This is a genomic window from Burkholderia territorii, from assembly GCF_001718335.1.
In the GTDB taxonomy this organism is placed as follows: domain Bacteria; phylum Pseudomonadota; class Gammaproteobacteria; order Burkholderiales; family Burkholderiaceae; genus Burkholderia; species Burkholderia territorii.
On the sequence record NZ_CP013367.1, the window covers coordinates 901,363 to 919,394 of the forward strand.

Consider the following 18,032-nt stretch of genomic DNA (forward strand, 5'->3'; position numbering starts at 1 on the left):
GCATGCGGCACCCGACAGTCAACGAGGAGGCAAGCAAATGGCAATCCTGATTCGCGGCGGCACCGTGGTCGATGCGGACCGCACCTATCGCGCGGACGTACTGTGTGCCGACCCGCAGGACGGCGGCACGATCCTGCAGATCGCGGAGACGATCGACGCGCCGGCCGGCGCGACGGTGGTCGACGCGCACGACCAGTACGTGATGCCGGGCGGCATCGATCCGCATACGCACATGGAACTGCCGTTCATGGGCACGACGGCGAGCGACGACTTCTACTCGGGCACGGCCGCCGGGCTGTCGGGCGGCACGACCAGCATCATCGATTTCGTGATTCCCAGCCCGAAGCAGCCGCTGATGGACGCATTTCACGAATGGCGCGGCTGGGCAGAGAAGGCCGCGGCCGACTACGGTTTCCACGTGGCCGTCACGTGGTGGGACGAATCGGTGCACCGCGACATGGGCACGCTCGTGCGCGAGCACGGCGTGTCGAGCTTCAAGCACTTCATGGCGTACAAGAACGCGATCATGGCCGACGACGAGGTGCTCGTGAACAGCTTCTCGCGTTCGCTCGAACTCGGCGCGTTGCCAACGGTGCACGCGGAGAACGGCGAACTCGTGTTCCGGCTTCAGCAGGCGCTGCTCGCGCGCGGGATGACGGGCCCGGAGGCGCATCCGTTGTCGCGACCGCCGGAGGTGGAGGGCGAGGCCGCGAACCGCGCGATCCGCATCGCGCAGGTGCTCGGCGTGCCCGTGTATATCGTGCACGTATCCGCGAAGGACGCCGTCGATGCGATCACGCGCGCGCGCAGCGAAGGGTTGCGCGTATTCGGCGAAGTGCTGCCGGGACACCTGGTGATCGACGAGTCGGTGTATCGCGATCCGGACTGGACGCGCGCGGCCGCACACGTGATGAGCCCGCCGTTCCGCTCGGCCGAGCATCGCGAGGCGCTGTGGCGCGCGCTGCAGGCGGGGCAGCTGCATACGACGGCGACCGATCACTGCGTGTTCTGCGCGTCGCAGAAGGCGATGGGCCGCGAGGACTTCACGAAGATCCCGAACGGCTGCGGCGGCGTCGAGGACCGCATGTCGGTGCTGTGGCATCACGGCGTGAATCATGGCCGCATCACGCCGAACGAGTTCGTGCGGATCACGTCGACCAACGCCGCGCAGATCTTCAACCTGTATCCGCGCAAGGGGGCCGTGCAAGTGGGCGCCGATGCCGATCTGGTCGTGTGGGATCCCGCAGCGACGAAGACGATCTCGGTGAAGACCCATCACCAGCAGGTCGACTTCAACGTGTTCGAAGGGATGACGGTGCAGGGCGTCGCGACGCATACGCTGACGCGCGGTGCGCTTGCCTGGGCCGACGGTGAGCTGCGTGCGGTGCGCGGCGCGGGTCGCTATCTGAAGCGGCCGCCCGCGGCCGGCTACTACGAGGCCGCGCGCATCGCGAACCGGCTGCGCGAGCCGCATCCGGTCGAACGCGCGGGCTGAGCCGCGCATTTCGTCGATTGCGTGGGGCGTGCCCGTTCGGATCGCCCCGCGCGCGTTCATGCCTCACGGTCACTGCCTCTTCTCGGCCTCCCGGTCAATTCGCTCAATATGTGGGACGGGTCGAGCCTCGTCGCGTCCGTGCAATCTTCATGTACATAGGAGAACTTGGTAAATCCACGACGCCAGCGAAACCGCATGGCGCTTGCCATTTTGTTTGCGTTGTCGTCGTGCATGACGGCGAGTAATATCCACCGACGGCGTGACACGGGCGAGCCGGGCCGCCCTGCCGAGCAATCCAATAAACATAGAGAGCAAGGAGTACGAGGTGGATATTCTGCGCAGTCTCCTGGGTATGCTGTTCCTGCTGATGGTGGCCTATCTGCTGTCGAACAATCGGCGCGCGGTCAGCGGCCGGACCCTGATCGCCGCGCTGCTCACGCAGTTCGCGATCGGCGCGCTGGTACTGTTCGTGCCGTCCGGCCGCGCGGCGCTGGCGGCCGCCGCGAACGGTGTCAACCGCGTGCTCGACATGGGCAATCACGGCATCGCGTTCGTGTTCGGCGGGCTCGTCGACGCCCGGATGTTCCAGTTGTTCGGCGACGGCGGGTTCGTGTTCGGCCTGCGCGTGCTGCCGATGATCATCTTCGTCACCGCGCTGATCTCGGTGCTCTACTACATCGGCGTGATGAAGTGGATCGTCGCGATCCTCGGCGCGGGGCTCGCGAAAGTGCTCGGCGTGAGCCGCATCGAGGCGTGCTCGGCCGTCGCAACGATCTTTCTCGGGCAGAGCGAAATGCCCGCGCTCGTGAAGCCGTTCGTGCGGCACATGACGGGCGCCGAGATCTTCACGGTGATGGCGAGCGGCATGGCATCGGTCGCGGGCTCGGTGCTGGTCGGCTACGCCGGCCTCGGCGTGAAGATGGAGTACCTGCTCGCCGCGTCGTTCATGGCAGTGCCGGGCGGGCTGTTGTTCGGCAAGCTGCTGTTTCCGACCGTGGAGCCGAGCCGCGTCGTGGTCGACGGGCTCGATTTCGACGACAAGCGCGCGGCCAACGTGATCGAGGCGGCGGCGTCCGGCGCGTCGGTGGGGCTGCGGATCGCGATCAACGTCGGCGCGATGCTGATCGCGTTCGTCGGACTCATCGCGCTGATGAACCTCATCGTCGGCGGCGTGGCCGCGTTCGCGGGCTTTCCGCAGGTGACGCTGCTGGGCATCATCGGCCACCTGTTCGCACCGCTCGCGTGGATCATCGGCGTGCCGTGGCACGACGCCGCGCTGGCCGGCAACTTCATCGGCGAGAAATTGATCTTCAACGAGTTCGTCGCGTACGGTGACTTGTCGCCGTATCTGAAGGGCGGCGAGCACGTCGCGGCGGCCGGCCTTCAAGTGCTCGACCCGAAGACGCTCGCGATCGTGTCGTTCGCGCTGTGCGGCTTCGCGAACTTCTCGTCGATCGCCATTCTCGCGGGCGGCTTCAGCGCGGTCGCGCCCGAGCGCCGCTCGGAAGTCGCGCGGCACGGCTTGCGTGCGCTGACGGCCGCGACCTTGTCGAACCTGATGAGCGCGGCGATCGCCGGCCTGTTCTTTTCGCTGCACTGAGCGATCGAGGAGACGCAACGATGTTTCTGCCGCAAGAGTTCATTCGCCGCAAGCGCGACCGGCAGCCGCTCGATCGCGACGAGATTGCCGCGTTCGTGCGCGGCGTGACCGACGGCAGCGTGACCGAGGGCCAGGTGGCGGCGTTCGCGATGGCCGTGTACTTCAACGACCTGAGCACCGACGAGCGCGTCGCGTTGACGCTCGCGCAGCGCGATTCCGGCGACGTGCTGGACTGGCGCGCGCTCGATCTCGGCGGACCGGTCATCGACAAGCATTCGACGGGCGGCGTCGGCGATGTCGTGTCGCTGATGCTCGGGCCGATGGTGGCCGCATGCGGCGGCTATGTGCCGATGATCTCGGGGCGCGGGCTCGGCCATACCGGCGGCACGCTCGACAAGCTCGGCGCGATCCCCGGCTACGACGTGACACCGGACACGGACACGTTTCGCCGCACCGTGCGTGACGTCGGTGTCGCGATCATCGGGCAGACCGCGCGGCTCGCGCCGGCCGACAAGCGCATCTATGCGATTCGCGATGTGACGGCGACCGTCGAGTCGGTCGCGATGATCACCGCGTCGATCCTGTCGAAGAAGCTCGCGGCGGGGCTCGACGGGCTCGTGATGGACGTCAAGGTCGGCTCGGGCGCGTTCATGCCGACTGCCGCGAAATCGGCGGAGCTGGCACGCAGCATCGTCGACGTCGGCAACGGCGCGGGCATGAAGACGACCGCGATCCTGACCGACATGAACCAGTCGCTCGCGCCGTGCGCGGGCAATGCGCTCGAGGTGGCCTGTGCGATCGACTACCTGACGGGCAAGTCGCGACCGGCGCGCCTGCACGACGTCACGATGGCGCTGTCGGCGCAGTTGCTCGTGACCGGCGGGCTGGCGCGCGATGTCGCCGACGCGCGCACGATGTTGCTGCAGTCGCTCGAATCGGGCGGCGCGGCGGAACGCTTCGCGAGAATGGTGGCGGCGCTCGGCGGCCCGGCGGACCTGATCGAAGCGCCCGCGCGTCATCTTGCCCGGGCGGATGTGATCGTGCCGGTTCCGTCGCCCGCGAGCGGCGTGGTGAAGCGGGTCGATTGCCGCGCGCTCGGGCTCGCGGTCGTCGCGCTCGGCGGCGGCCGCACGCGCGCCGAGGATGCGATCGACCACCGTGTCGGCCTGACGGCGCTCGCGGAGATCGGCCAGCGTGTCGAAGCCGGCCAGCCGCTCGGCTACGTACATGCCCGCGACGACGCGGCTGCCGCCCGCGCGGTGGAGGAAGTACGGCAAAGCTACGTGCTGGGCGAGACGGGCGATGCGCCGCCGACCATCTACGAGCAGATCGGCTGACAGCGCCGATGCCGACGCGGCGGAGCGTGCGGGTATCGACGCCTGCTTCACATGACGGGAGTATCGTGCGGGCCGAGGTGCGTCGCGTCGATGCATCCCGGCCCACCACTGGAGGCACCATCGAGATGGAACGAGACGAGCTGATCGAACAGGCCAGGGCGGCGCGCGAGCGCGCATATGCGCCGTATTCGCGCTTCAAGGTCGGCGCTGCGCTGGAGGCGCGCGACGGAACGGTTTTTCACGGCTGCAACGTCGAGAACGCGTCGTACGGACTGTGCAATTGCGCGGAACGCACGGCGATGTTCGCGGCGATTGCCGCCGGCTATCGTCCGGGCGACTTCGCGCGGCTCGCGGTGATCGGCGACACGGACGGCCCGATCGCGCCGTGCGGCGCGTGCCGTCAGGTGATCATCGAGATCGGCATGCCCGACATCGAAGTGATCCTGGCCAACCTGAAAGGGGCCGTCGAGGTCACGACGGCCCGCGCGTTGCTGCCGGGCGCATTCAGCCTGTAACGCACTCGCCTCGGCGCGCCGCACGCCGCGCGTATCACGCCGCGCGTATCACGCGCCGTCGCGCGCGTCGCGGATCGGGATCACCGTTCGCGCGCCGCACTGGCGCAGCAGGTCGCGCAGTTCGTTGATGACCGGAAACACCTCGTGGTTCCAGTCGGCGCCCTGCCGGTCGTGCGCTTCCTGCTCGCGCTCGACGATCCAGCGATCCTCGCGGAAGATCCGCTCGGTGAACCAGACGAGCAGCGGCCACGCGAGATCGAGCGCGAACGGAATGCGCGGCTTGTGGATCGACAGCAGCCCGAACGTGCGGTTGGTGCGTTGTTGTTCGTCGAGCGGCACGTAGACGATCCACAGATCCATCACCAGCGTGCCTTCGCTCGAACGGATCTGCAGCGTCTGGTACGGGTAGCCGGTGCGCACCGTCATCACGCTCTTGTTGGCCTGGTCGCCGGGCTTCTTGCTCGAGCCGAACACGAGCGCCTCGCCGACCGGCTGCTTGCCTTCCATGCGCGCGAACGTGTAATCGACCTCGACCCAGTCGTCGCCGCGGCGCCGGCCGATCGAGCGTGCCCGCATCTGCCCCATCTGCTTGCGATGCAGGAACTGATGGTTCATGTCCATCAGGTTCTCGTGCATGAACGAGTAGTGGCACTTGACCTCGCGGCCGAAGCGGCGCGTCTTGAATGCCGGGTTGTCCGCGGATGCGAGCGCGGGGAACGGGCGTTCGTCGGCGAGCGTCGCGTCGCCGGGGAACACGAAGATCAGCCCGTGCGCCTCGCGGCACGGATAGGCGCGCACGCCGTTGGGCAAGCGCTCGCGGCCGAGATAGGGCACGTCGACGCAGCGGCCGGTGTCGCACGCGTAGGTCCAGCCGTGATAGCAGCAGCGCAGCGTTTCACCGCTGACGACGCCCGCATGCAACGGCACCTGGCGGTGCGCGCAACGATCTTCGAGCGCATGCACGGCGCCGGATTCGGTGCGCACGAGCACGATCGGGTCGCCGGCGAAGCGCACGCCGAGCGTCTTGCCGCGCTTCAGTTCGCGCGACCAGGCAAGCGGATACCAGTGATCGGGATGGATGGGCACGCGGCGCAGGTCGCGCACGACCGCGCCGGTGGACGGTTCTTCGAAGGTGCCGCTGTCAGACAAAGGCACTGCGCGCATGCGTGACGCCTCCTGGCTGGACGGTGGTCCGGACGCCGCAACATGCGGCGTGGCTTGGGAGAAGTCTACGCGAAGTTGCATCGCATGGCAGATGCGATGCGGGTTTGCACCGGCACGGCGAGTGCGGGCTGCTTGATGCGGCGCAAACCGGGGGCGTGGCCGGCACGCGAGCTATACGACGCTGCCGGGCCGTGGCTACGGCTACGGCCGCGCGACGGGCCGCACGCCGTCACGCGGCCGGTTGCCGATCACGAGCGCGCATCGCGCCACAGCACCGGGTCGGCGCGGTACAGCGCCGGGAAATAGTGTTTCAGCCCGGCGACCTTCGGCAGGTCGTTGAACGCGATGTACGGCGCGTCGGGATGCAGTTCGAGATAGTTCTGGTGATACGCCTCGGCCGGATAGAACCCCTTGTAGTCCTCGACGCGCGTGACGACCGGCGCCGGGAACGCATGCGCGGTGCCGAGCTGCGCGATGTACGCGGTCGCGACCGCGCGTTGCCGCGCGGTGGTCGGGAAGATCGCGGACCGGTATTGCGAGCCTTCGTCGGGGCCTTGCCGGTTGAGCTGGGTCGGATCGTGGGCGACCGAGAAGAACACTTGCAGCAGCCGGCCGTAGGTGATCTGCGTCGGGTCGTAGACGATGCGTACCGATTCCGCATGCCCCGTCAGCCCGGAGCCGACGAGCGCATAGTGCGCGGTTTCGGACGCGCCGCCCGCATAACCGGTCGTGACCTGCTTCACGCCCTTCACGTGCTCGAACACGCCCTGCACGCCCCAGAAGCAACCGCCGGCAAACACGGCCGTCTCGTCGTGCGATGCGCCGGGCGTTTCGTCGACCGTCGGCGCGGGCACGGTGCGCATCGGCTCGGCGGAGTTGACGACGCGCTGGTAGCCGAACACGGCGGCGGCCGCGACGGCGAGCGCGCCGATGCGGCGCAGCATTGCCGCGCGCCGTCGCGGCGTGGAAGCGCGGGTCGGTGTCGGGTTCATCATTGGCTCCTTTGAGATGCGTTGGGGAAGACGGCGATCGGGTGTCGGCATCGCACGCGTTCAACCGAACGTGAACGCGTACGCATCGACACCCGGATCGAGAAACTCGATCGCGAACGTGCGATCGGCGATTGCGCCGGGCTGACGGACGAGCTGGTACAGACGCTGCCCGGTGACCGTCCCGTAGCCCTGCGCATCGACGTCGGCGCCGTGTGCGGCACCGGGCGCGGTGCCGTCGAGCGTCACGCGAAAGCGCACCGGCTTGCCGTTTTCACCGGGGCCGAGCACAAGGTGCAGGTCACGTGCATGGAAGCGGTAGACGATGCGGCCGGACGGCGCGGCGAGCGACGCGCGTTCGGCGCCGACCTGCCAGGTGCCGGCGAGGCCCCAGTCGTTCAGGCCGGCGTGCGCGGGCGCGTCGTAGCGGTGTGCCGTGTCGCGTACGACGCCGCCCGGCGACGTGAAGCCGTCCGCGCGCGCATAGCCGACATAGGTTTCAGGCGAACGGACGTCCGCGCTGTCGGCCGCCGCGAGCGCGCCTTTCGCGGGCGCGCCGGCGAGCCCGAGCGGCACCTTCAGCGCTTCCGGGTGGCCGGCTTCGGCGAGCAGCGACTGGATCGCGCGTTCCGATTCCGCATATTCGCCTTCGCCGAAATGATGGCGGCGCACGCGTCCCTGCGCGTCGACGAAATAGTGCGCGGGCCAGTATTCGTTGCTGAACGCGCGCCAGATCGTGTAGTGATTGTCGATCGCGACCGGAAAATCGATGCCGAGGTCGTGCACGGCCTTCTTCACGTTGCCGATGTCGCGCTCGAATGCGAACTCGGGGGCATGCACGCCGATCACGACGAGGCCGTACGGCGCGTACTTGCGTGCCCAGGCAGTCGTGTACGGCAGCGTGCGCAGGCAGTTGATGCACGAATACGTCCAGAAGTCGACGAGCACGACCTTGCCGCGCAGCCCGGCCGCGGTAAGCGGCGCGGAATTCAGCCACTGCACGGCGCCGTCGAGCGACGGCAGCGTGCCTTCGACGGGCAGCGCGGCCGGTGCCGGCGTCGCGGGCGAGACATCCGCCGCGCGCATCATCGCGCCGCCGGATTGCGCGGCATCGGCCGTCGCGGACATCATCGCGCCGCCCGAACTGGTCGCGGTGCGGTCTGCCGGGCCGTCCGCCGGGGTGCCCGTCGCGGACATCGCGGCCGGCGCGCCGCCCGAGTGCCCGCCGAGTCGCGCGACGAGCTTCGTCTCGAGACCGCCCGTCGTGACGGTCGACAACTGCGCAAGCGCCCCCGTATCGAGGCCGAGCGCGATCGCGCCGACACCGGCCAGCAGCGCGGCGCCGATCCCGCGCTTGATCCATTCGCCCGCGCCGAGCGAGCGCTTCATCGCGGCGAACACCTTGCCGCCGATCACGAGCGCGACGCCGAGCGACGTTGCCGCGCCGGCCGCATACGCGACCAGCAGCAGCGTCGTGCCGACGCTCGCGCCGCGCAGTGCGGCGCCGGTCAGCACGAGCCCGAGGATCGGGCCCGCGCACGGCGCCCACAGCAGGCCGGTGGCGACGCCGAGCAGCAGCGACGACAGCGGCCCGGCCGGGCGGCCGTCGCGCTGCGCGAGGCCGGTGAGCCGGTTGCCTGCGGCGACGAGCGGGCGGGTCAGGTGTTCGGCGACGCGCGGCATCAGCAGCGTCAGCCCGAACAGCGCGAGCAGCACGATGGCGGCCCAGCGGCCGGCCTGGTTGGCCTGCGCGACCCAACCGCCGCCGACGGCGGCGAGCGTCGCGACGACGGCGAACGTGAGCGCCATCCCGGCCAGCAGCGGCAGGCCGGTGCGCACGAACGGCTGGTCGGCGCGCGCGAACACGAACGGCAGCACGGGCAGGATGCACGGGCTCAGGATCGTGAGCACGCCGCCGAGATAGGCAAGGACGATGAGCAGCATGGTGCGTTCTCCAGTCGGTCGGAGGTAGGGCCGGATCAGGCGGCGGCCGGGTGGAAGACGAGCGCGAGGCCGTTCATGCAGTAGCGCAGGCCGGTGGGCGGCGGGCCGTCGTCGAACACGTGCCCGAGATGACCGCCGCAGCGGCGGCAGTGGACTTCGGTGCGGACCATCCCGAACGACGTGTCGGCATCGGTCGCGACCGCATGGTCGAGCGGTTTCCAGAAGCTCGGCCAGCCGGTGTGGCTGTCGAACTTGGTGGCCGACGAGAACAGCGCGAGGCCGCAGCCCGCACACGCGAACGTGCCGGGGCGATGTTCGTCGTTCAGCGCGCTGCTGTACGGCCGCTCGGTGCCGGCGTCGCGCAGGATCGCGTATTGGGCGGGCGTGAGCCGGCGATGCCATTCGGCGTCGCTCAGGGTGACCTCGAAAGGGGCGGCCGTTTGCGGCGTGGCCGACGATGCGGCGAACGCGCGGCCGATCAGCGCGCGCCGACCGGCGGACGACAGCGTCGCGAGCGCGGCGAGGCCGGTGGCGCCGGCGAACAGCAGCAGATGTCTGCGGGTGGGCATGATGGGCTCCGGGCAGGTCCTGAAAACATGCGCCCATCGTAGACAGCGGCCGGTGTCGAAGTCCTCACGGAAAGTTAAATGAATTGTGATGACTGGCCGGGTGGTGCGTCGGGGTGTGACGAGATTCGGATGAGCGTTGGACAGACGCGGGGTGGGCTGCGCTCGAAGCGTTGCCTTTTGTTCACGATGAGCAACTTGCTGCAGTGGCGGTCCATCGCTATCTGGAGCGCTGCAGCAGGTGCAGCGTGTCGGCACATCGTCCTTTGAAATGCCGATCGAATCGGACTGCTGCTCGAGCGCTGCCTGCCTGTGAGGACGAGTGCGGCGAGCGTCTGATATGCACGGCTGAATCGGCAGGTTGCGGTAGCCAATGCATGGTGCGCGCGTGGACGTCGAAATCGACAGTTTCTACGTAGAAACTCAGGAAGCGTGTCTGGACGTCCGTAGTTGCGCTGCGGAAGCGCCCCCGATGCTCTTCACCGAAATGTGCAGCCGTCGGCCGCACCAGGCGGAATGAAGGGGAACATAGTAAGGGCTATGTTCCCCTTGATTTCGGGACTAAGCGAAGTCTCAGTGTGGAGGTACCGTGTCCGAGGGACATGGAGCGCCCCCGCCATGGCGATCGAAAAACGCTGCCGCCGCCCTCTCGGCGCCCCCGTTTCTGGTGCGGGCGGCGACGTGCGGTGGGCGGGTTCATTGGTCATTGCATCACTCGCGGGCATGGAGGTTCTCGTTCCGGCCGGGCGACTGGAGGGTGGCTTCTTCTCTGGCGACGCCGAATCTCAATTGCGAGCACCCACATTTAGTGCGGGGTGGGGGCGAGGGCTTTGGCGGGAAGATGGCTGGATTCTCTCCGCGGTGCGGAGAGAATTGGGGGAGCGCCCGGCAGGGTTCCGCCGATGCTGAGATTCCGGTAACGTGGCCACTGCTGGCGCGCACCGGCCCGCCGATTCCTCCATTCCCAACAAGATGACCGAACTCGTCCCCGCATCCCTCTTGACCGACATCCGCCGCATGATTGATTCGGCGCGCGCCCGCGCGGCGGCCGCAGTCAACGCTGAACTGACCCTACTTTATTGGCAGGTTGGTTATCGCATTCGGGATGATGTGCTGGGCGGTGAGCGCGCGGGCTACGGACAACAGATCCTCCCCGCGCTCGCTCGGCAGCTGCGAGTCGAATACGGCCGGGGTTGGAGCGAGCAGCAATTGCGCCACTGCATCCGCGCGGCCGAGGTGTTTCCGGACGAGTCAATTCTCTCCGCACTGCGGAGAGAATTGAGCTGGACCCATCTGAAGATGCTGATGTACGTCGACGACCCGCTCAAGCGCGACTTCTACATTGAACTCTGTCGCCTGGAGCGCTGGTCGTCGCGGCAGTTGCAGGAGCGGATGCAGTCGATGTTGTTCGAGCGAAGCGCGCTGTCGCGGCAACCCGACGAAGTGATTCGGCGCGAAGTGGCACACCTCCGCGACGCGCAGCAGATGTCGCCCGATCTCGTGCTGAAAGATCCGTACATCCTCGACTTTCTCGGCCTCAATGATCACTACCTCGAGCGCGATCTCGAGGATGCGATCCTGCGCGAGATGGAACAGTTTCTTCTGGAACTCGGCGCCGGCTTTACATTCGTCGCGCGCCAGAAGCGGCTGCTGATCGACGACGACGACTTCTATCTTGACCTGCTGTTTTACAACCGCAAACTCAAACGTCTGGTCGCCATCGAATTGAAGCTCGGTTCCTTCAAGGCCGAGTACAAGAGTCAGATGGAGCTGTACTTGCGCTGGCTCGCGAAGCACGAGCAGGAGCCAGATGAAGCGCCGCCGATCGGCATTATCCTGTGTGCGGGCAAAAAGCAAGAGCAGATCGAATTGCTTGAACTCGGCAAAAGTGGGATTCACGTCGCAGAGTACCTCACGGTGCTCCCGCCACGCGAGACGCTGCAGGCGAAGCTGCACCAATCGATTGCCGCGGCACGTGCTCGGCTCGACGAAAAGCGGGAGTCGTGACGGACGCCCCGCCCCGGTCGGCCGGGCCCGTCTTTGGGCAGTCGTCGCTGGCGACCGCTTCACCCGGTCATCCGACTTTGTTGGCACTATCAAGGCGCGACTGGCGGCAATGGGTCAATCTGCACCGGTCGCGTGTCACAGAGCGGCGGCCCGGCCAACTGCGGCCAGTTGGGATGAAACCTTGTCAGGCCGCTTCGATCGTTAAAGCGGCCTTGCGTTGTCATATCTTCAAACGGGCTGCGCCGCCGAGCATGCGTGTGCAGCAGCCATCGTATCCGGTGCATCGCGCGACCTCGGCGCTGCGCTGGCGTCTGCCTTCATTGCGGCTTTGGCCATCGCCACGTGGGATCGGAGAGATGTTCGGCGAAGTAATCGGATAGCGCCGCGACCTTCGCAGGCCGCGCACGCGCCGACGGCGTGACGAAGTACAGGCCGCCCTTCGTCAGCGACCAGTCCGTGAGGATCGCTTCGAGGCGGCCATCGGCCAGATACTCGGCAGCGATGAATTCGGGCAGCTCGGCGATCGCCAGGCCGTCCAGCAACGTGGGCAGCAACGCATCGGCATTCGTCACGCGCAGCGGGCCGGTCGGCATCACGGCTTCCTCCTCGCCCGCATCGTTCGTGAAGCGCCAGACATCGCTACGCGCGCGATACGCGTACGAGAGACAGGGCCGGTCCGCCAGTTCGCGCGGGTGAGTGGGCCGCCCCTCGCGCTCCAGATATTCCGGCGACGCCACGACGTATTGTGTCACCGCGCACAGCCGCCGCGCCACCAGCGACGAATCGGGCAATGCGGCAATGCGCAGCGCGGCGTCGAAGCCATCGGCGACCAGATCGACCGAGGCATCCGACAGATGCAGGTCGATCGACACCTCCGGATACGCGCGAAAGAACCCCGGCAGCAGCGGCGCGACCCAGCGCAGCCCGAACGACATCGGTACCGCCAGCCGCGCCAGCCCGCGCGGCTGCACCGACATTTCGCGCGCCGAGCTCTCTGCTTCTTCCGCCCGGCGGTAGATTTCGCCGGCTTTCTCGCAGATCGTGCGGCCGAACTCGGTCAGCGAAACCTGGCGCGACGTGCGGTTGAAAAGCCGCGCACCCAGCCGGTCCTCCAGGCGGGCCACTGCGCGCGAGACCGTCGCCACCGACACGCCCATGGCGCGCGCCGCAGCCGCGAACGACCCCTCTTCGGCGACCTTCGCGAACATCGCGAGCCCCTCGAAATCAGGCAGTTTCGCCATTTCTCCTCGTCTTTGCATTTGTGCAACATTAAGTTGCGATCAATTCTATTTCGAAAAGACAGGGCCGTCGATATTCTCCTTACATCGCAGCACGCAACACCGAAGCAGCCAACACCCACATCGACCGAACGAAACGAAAGGAGCACTACCATGGCACGCAAACTCGACAACAAGATCGCACTCGTTACCGGCGCAACCAGCGGCATCGGCCTCGCCACGGCCCAGCGCTTCGCGACCGAAGGCGCGCACGTCTACCTCACGGGCCGTCGTCAGGCCGAACTCGACGCTGCCGTGCAAAGCATCCGTGAAGCGGGCGGCGAGGCGACTGGCGTGCGTGTCGATTCGACGAAGCTGAACGAGCTTGATGCGCTGTATGCGCAGATCAACGAAGAACAGGGGCGCCTCGACGTGCTGTTCGCCAACGCAGGCGGCGGATCGATGCTGCCGTTCGGCAACATCACCGAAGAACACTTCGACGATACCTTCAACCGCAACGTGAAGGGCGTGCTGTTCACGGTGCAAAAGGCGCTGCCGCTGCTCGCCAAGGGCGCATCGGTGATTCTCACGGGTTCGACGGCAGGCAGCGCAGGCACGGCGGCGTTCAGCGTGTACTCGGCGTCCAAGGCTGCGGTGCGCGCGTTCGCACGCAACTGGATTCTCGACCTCAAGGACCGCCACATCCGCGTGAATACGATCAGCCCGGGCGCGACCCGCACGCCGGGCCTGCTCGATCTTGCCGGTGACGATGCTGCCCAGCGCCAGGGGCTTGCCGATTACCTGGCAGCCCAGATCCCGATGGGGCGCCTCGGCGAGCCGGGCGAGATCGCAAGCGCGGCGCTGTTCCTGGCCTCGCACGACGCGAGCTTCGTGAACGGCATCGAATTGTTTGTCGATGGCGGCCAGCAGCAGATCTAAGCGCGGCCAAGTGCGTGGGGGCGGTGAACGCGATCGTTGACGCTCGCAAATCCGCCCCAGCATTCCCGAACCGGACTCCGTCATGATTGAACATCGGCCTTTTCTTACACTTCGTGCATTCCGGCGCGGCGAGGTCGACGCGCGCCAGCATTTCTCCGCGGGCGAACCCGGGCGCGCGGACCATGCACAGGCCAGCCGGAACAGGAAGACGAACTGCTCAACGGCTTGCTGCCTGAATTGCGGCGTCGCCACCTGCCCGATACCGACCACGTAGGCGGCGACTTCCGCGCGAACCTGGCGCTGCCGGCTTTGCACTGCGAAACGGCGCCGGCGTGCGCGGGCGAACGGACGAACGGTGCACCGCACTCCGCGTTCAGCGGTGCGCCGTTGCGCCATATCGCGTGATCAGATATCCATCGAAAAAATAACCATTTGGTACACGCATGTGCGCGCATTACAGTCTGGCCTCCTGCCGGCTGCGCTGCCGGTCGTTTCGACGTTATTTCAGAAATTCGCCACATGAATCGTTTGATGCGTTCCAGGGTCCGCCGTGCCGCGGCCGCGCTGTTCGTGTTCGGCCTCGTGCCGGCTTCCCATGCAGCCCAGCCGACGTTGCGCGTCGGCATCGATGCCGAGTCTTATCCGCCGTTCTTCTCGAAGGATGCGGCCGGCAAGTGGAAGGGCTGGGAAATCGACCTGCTCGATGCCGCGTGCGGCAAACTGAACGTGCGCTGCGAACTCACCGACATTGCATGGGACGGCCTGATCCCGGCGTTGCAGAATCGCAAGATCGACGTGATCTGGTCGTCGATGACGATTACGGGCGAACGGCAGAAGGCGATCGATTTCAGCCGTGCATATTACGAGTCGCCGACGGTGTTCGTCGGCGCGAAAAGCGACCGGCGCCGCGTCGATTGCGCGGTGCCCGCGAGCTTCAAGGGCCGCGTGATCGGCGTCGAGGCCGGCACGAACTTCTCGGCGTTCCTCGATTCCCGCTTCAAGGCGGACGCGCAGATCAAGGCCTTCGACAAGTTCGACAACGCGCTCGCGGATCTGGTGTCCGGCCGGGTCGATTACGTGCAGGAAGGCAAGGGGCTGTTTACGGCATTCCTCGCGTCGCGCGACGGCAAGGACTTCGAGGTCAAGGCGACCTGCGCGGACAATCCGGTGCTGGGCCTCGGCATCGGCGCGGGCGTGCGCCAGGGCGATGCGCTGCGCGGCAAGCTGTCGACCGCGATCGCGCAACTGCAGCAGGACGGCACGTGGGATGCGATCACCGCGCGCTATCCGAACCTGAAAGGCACGATCGAGAAGGGCCGCTGACCCGATGGCCGCGGACGATTCGCTGCTCGCGTTGCTCGCATTCGGCGACGGCGGCTATGGCCGCGTGTTCGCGGGCGCGTTCGCGCTGACGTTCGGCGTCGCGGCAGCGTCGTTCGGCGCCGGCGTGCTGCTCGGCATCGCCGGCGCGCTCGGCAAGCTGTCGCGCCACGCGCCGCTCGCGTGGCTAGCGCGGCTCTACACGACGCTGGTGCGCGCGCTGCCCGAGCTGTTGTGCCTGCTGCTCGCGTTCTATGCGCTCGCGCCTGCCGTCGAGGCGGCGCTGCAGCGCGGCGGCCTGGTGCCCGACGGCTTCGCGTTCCCGCCGTTCCTCGTCGCGGCGCTGTCGCTCGGGTTCATCCAGGGTGCGTATCTGACCGACATCTTCCGCGCGGCGCTCGTCAACGTGCCGACCGGCCAGGTCGAAGCCGCGCACGCGTTCGGGATGACGCCGTGGCAGACGTTCATGCGCATCCGGCTTCCGGCCGCCGCACGGCTCGCGTTGCCGGGCACGGGCAACGTGTGGCTGAACGCGACCAAGGATGCGTCGTTCATCAGCGTGCTCGGCTCGTTCACGGATTTGCTGAAAGCGAGCCAGCTCGCGGCCGGCGCGACGCGCCACTACGTATTCTTCTATCTCGTCACGGCCGCGCTGTTCCTGCTGCTGAGCATCGCGTCGACGGGCCTCTTCGCGGCGCTCGAGCGCCACGCGAATCGTGGCACGAGGCGCGCAACCGCATGATCTTCTCGCTGCCATTCCTGCTCGACACGGTGATGCCGAAGCTGCTCGCCGCGGTGCCGACGACGCTCGCGCTGACGCTTGTGTCGGGCGCGGCCAGCGTGCTGCTGGGCGTGCCGCTCGCGCTCGCCGCCGGCGCGCGCCATGCGCCGCTGCGCTGGTCGTCGCGCGGCTGGCTCATGCTGATTCGCGGCACGCCGCTGCTCGTTCAGCTCTATTTGCTCTACTACGGATTCGGGCAGATCGTACCGCGCGAATGGATGCGCGACAGTTGGGCGTCGCCGCTGCTGCGCGACGCGTTCTGGTACGCGATCGTCGCGTTGAGCGTGAACGAGAGCGCGTACGTCGCGACGATCCTGCGCGGTGCGATCGCCGGCGTGCCGGCCGGCGAGATCGAAGCCGGGCACGCTTACGGCATGACGCGCGTGCAGGTGCTGCGCCGCATCGTCGGCCCGCGCGCGTGGCGGCTCGCGCTGCCCGCGCTCACCGGCGAGGCGATCCTGCTGCTGAAATCGACCGTCCTCGCGTCGACAGTGACGGTGTTCGACGTGATGGGAACGGCCAATACGCTGCGCTTCGAGACATTGCGCGTGTACGAGCCGCTGGTCGGCGCGGCTGTCGTCTATGTCGTGCTCGTCGCGCTGCTCACCATTCCGGCCGCTCGTCTCGAGAAGCATGTCAATCGCCATCTGACGCGCGCCCCCGACGCTCGCGTCGCCGTACGCCGCCGCCGCGCGTCGCCGGACGCGTGGTCGGCCCCCAACTGATTCCTGTCCTGGTAACGAATCTGACGATGTCCGATCCTCGCCCCTTGCTGTTTTCCCTGTACGAACAAGCCAGCGTCGGCTGCGGCGGCGCGCCGAGCCTGTGGACCCATCCCGCCGACGAACGGCTGCGCGCGAATACGCTCGCGTTCTGGTCGGACCTCGCACGCACGGCCGAGCAAGCCGATCTCGACATGCTGTTCTTCGCGGACGTGCTCGGCCTGTACGACGTCTATGGCGGGTCGGCGGACGCGGCACTGCGATGGGCGGTCGAGTCGCCCGCGAACGATCCGATGATGCTGATTCCGGCACTCGTCGCGCAGACCGAGCGGCTCGCATTCGGCGTGACCGCGAGCACGACCTACGAGCATCCGTTCGCGCTCGCGCGCCGCTTCAGCACGCTCGATCACCTGAGCAACGGCCGGATCGGCTGGAACATCGTGACGTCCTACCTGACGAGCGCGGCGCGCAACTTCGGGCTCGACCGGATGATCGGCCACGATGAACGCTACGCGCGCGCGGAGGAATTCCTCGACGTCGTGTACAAGTTGTGGGAAGGGAGCTGGGCGGACGATGCGGTGGTCGCCGACAAGCAAGCGCCGCGCTATGCGCGCGGCGACCGCGTGCGGCCGATCGCGCACGAAGGCACGCACTATCGCGTGCAGGGGCCGCACGTCTGCGCGCCCTCGCCGCAGCGCTCGCCCGTGCTGATCCAGGCCGGCTGGTCCGGGCGCGGGCGCGAATTCGCGGCGAAGCACGCGGAGGTGGTGTTCGTCGCGAAGTCGAATCCGCACGAGATTCGTGCGGGCCTCGACGAGATTCGCCGCCTTGCGACGGAGCGGGGCCGCGCAGCGGATGACGTGAAGTCGCTGACCGTGCTGCGGATCGTGACCGCGCGCTCGTCGAGCGATGCGAAGGAGAAGTACCACACGCTGCAGCAGCACTACCATCAGCACGCGCAACTCGTCAGCTATGCGGGCGACACCGGCATCGACATCGACCGCTATGCGGACGACGAACCGCTGACCACGCACACGGAAGGGCTCACGTCCTATGTGGTGCGGCCCGACGGCAGCGGCAAGCCGCTCACTGCCGGCGACGTGCGGCGCAAGTTCGCGAGCGTCACGCGCGGCACCGACCTGATCCTCGTCGGCTCGCCCAGCGAGGTCGCCGATCAGCTCGCCGAGCACGCGCGCCAGTCGACGACGAGCGGCTACATGCTCAATCCGCTGATCAGCCCGGGCACGCTCGACGATTTCGCGGAGCTGATCGTGCCGGAACTGAAAAAACGCGGCCTGTACCGCACGACGGCACCGGCCGGCACCTTCCGCTCTCGGCTTAGCGGCCGCGACCGCCTGCCGGAGACCGCGCATGGCGCGTCCTTCCGGCAATCCGCATCGGAATGACGGTGACGCGCCGGTCAAGACGGAACGACT

At 67.5% G+C, this 18,032-nt stretch carries 15 protein-coding genes; 10 read left to right on the forward strand and 5 right to left on the reverse strand.

Annotated elements, in window-relative coordinates:
- The first annotated feature begins 37 nt into the window (after window positions 1-37).
- From hydA to WS51_RS29960, 4 genes are all read left to right on the forward strand, one after another.
- Window positions 38-1,495: a dihydropyrimidinase gene (gene hydA, locus WS51_RS29945; protein ID WP_069230326.1), complete on the forward strand. Its 1,458-nt coding sequence runs from the start codon at window positions 38-40 to the stop codon at window positions 1,493-1,495.
- A gap of 325 nt (window positions 1,496-1,820) precedes the next feature.
- On the forward strand, window positions 1,821-3,095 hold the full coding sequence (locus WS51_RS29950; protein WP_059450116.1) for a NupC/NupG family nucleoside CNT transporter: 1,275 nt from the start codon (window positions 1,821-1,823) through the stop codon (window positions 3,093-3,095).
- A gap of 20 nt (window positions 3,096-3,115) precedes the next feature.
- Window positions 3,116-4,432, forward strand: coding sequence for a thymidine phosphorylase (gene deoA, locus WS51_RS29955; protein ID WP_059943170.1), 1,317 nt, complete (start codon window positions 3,116-3,118; stop codon window positions 4,430-4,432).
- Between the two features lie 125 nt (window positions 4,433-4,557).
- Window positions 4,558-4,947 (forward strand): cytidine deaminase, encoded by a 390-nt coding sequence (locus WS51_RS29960; RefSeq protein WP_059450114.1) that lies wholly within the window; start codon window positions 4,558-4,560, stop codon window positions 4,945-4,947.
- A gap of 48 nt (window positions 4,948-4,995) precedes the next feature.
- Here WS51_RS29960 and WS51_RS29965 read toward each other — a convergent pair whose 3' ends face one another.
- The 4 genes from WS51_RS29965 to msrB form a co-directional block, all read right to left on the reverse strand.
- Window positions 4,996-6,111 carry an aromatic ring-hydroxylating oxygenase subunit alpha gene (locus tag WS51_RS29965; protein ID WP_069230327.1) on the reverse strand — a complete coding sequence of 372 codons (1,116 nt, stop codon included), beginning with the start codon at window positions 6,109-6,111 and terminating at the stop codon, window positions 4,996-4,998.
- 248 nt (window positions 6,112-6,359) lie between these two features.
- The gene (gene msrA, locus WS51_RS29970) at window positions 6,360-7,103 is read right to left on the reverse strand and encodes a peptide-methionine (S)-S-oxide reductase MsrA (RefSeq protein ID WP_059540558.1); all 744 of its coding nucleotides are present in this window, start codon (window positions 7,101-7,103) and stop codon (window positions 6,360-6,362) included.
- Between the two features lie 60 nt (window positions 7,104-7,163).
- Window positions 7,164-9,044, reverse strand: coding sequence for a cytochrome c biogenesis protein DipZ (locus WS51_RS29975; RefSeq protein WP_059540534.1), 1,881 nt, complete (start codon window positions 9,042-9,044; stop codon window positions 7,164-7,166).
- Window positions 9,045-9,079: 35 nt separating this feature from the next.
- Complete coding sequence (msrB, locus tag WS51_RS29980; RefSeq protein WP_059540536.1) at window positions 9,080-9,613, reverse strand: peptide-methionine (R)-S-oxide reductase MsrB; 534 nt, start codon at window positions 9,611-9,613, stop codon at window positions 9,080-9,082.
- 969 nt (window positions 9,614-10,582) lie between these two features.
- On the opposite strand from msrB, the gene WS51_RS29985 reads away from it, so the two are divergent.
- Window positions 10,583-11,617, forward strand: a complete 1,035-nt coding sequence (locus WS51_RS29985) for a PDDEXK nuclease domain-containing protein (protein ID WP_059540538.1) — start codon at window positions 10,583-10,585, stop codon at window positions 11,615-11,617.
- Between the two features lie 317 nt (window positions 11,618-11,934).
- Here the strand turns inward: WS51_RS29985 and WS51_RS29990 are convergent, their stop codons facing one another.
- Window positions 11,935-12,858 (reverse strand): LysR family transcriptional regulator, encoded by a 924-nt coding sequence (locus WS51_RS29990; RefSeq protein WP_059506246.1) that lies wholly within the window; start codon window positions 12,856-12,858, stop codon window positions 11,935-11,937.
- 150 nt (window positions 12,859-13,008) lie between these two features.
- Here WS51_RS29990 and WS51_RS29995 point away from each other — a divergent pair, with 150 nt between their 5' ends.
- The 5 genes from WS51_RS29995 to WS51_RS30015 all read left to right on the forward strand — a co-directional run bounded on the left by WS51_RS29995 (window position 13,009) and on the right by WS51_RS30015 (window position 18,002).
- Complete coding sequence (locus WS51_RS29995) at window positions 13,009-13,773, forward strand: SDR family NAD(P)-dependent oxidoreductase (protein WP_059540540.1); 765 nt, start codon at window positions 13,009-13,011, stop codon at window positions 13,771-13,773.
- Between the two features lie 519 nt (window positions 13,774-14,292).
- Window positions 14,293-15,096, forward strand: a complete 804-nt coding sequence (locus WS51_RS30000; protein ID WP_059506240.1) for a transporter substrate-binding domain-containing protein — start codon at window positions 14,293-14,295, stop codon at window positions 15,094-15,096.
- Between the two features lie 4 nt (window positions 15,097-15,100).
- Window positions 15,101-15,835 (forward strand): ABC transporter permease, encoded by a 735-nt coding sequence (locus WS51_RS30005; RefSeq protein WP_060339030.1) that lies wholly within the window; start codon window positions 15,101-15,103, stop codon window positions 15,833-15,835.
- Window positions 15,832-16,599, forward strand: coding sequence for an ABC transporter permease subunit (locus tag WS51_RS30010; RefSeq protein WP_059540545.1), 768 nt, complete (start codon window positions 15,832-15,834; stop codon window positions 16,597-16,599). The genes WS51_RS30005 and WS51_RS30010 overlap by 4 nt, the downstream gene beginning before the upstream one ends.
- A 26-nt stretch (window positions 16,600-16,625) precedes the next feature.
- A complete protein-coding gene (locus WS51_RS30015) occupies window positions 16,626-18,002 on the forward strand; it encodes an LLM class flavin-dependent oxidoreductase (protein ID WP_059450105.1) in 1,377 nt (458 codons plus the stop codon).
- The last annotated feature ends 30 nt before the right edge of the window (window positions 18,003-18,032 follow it).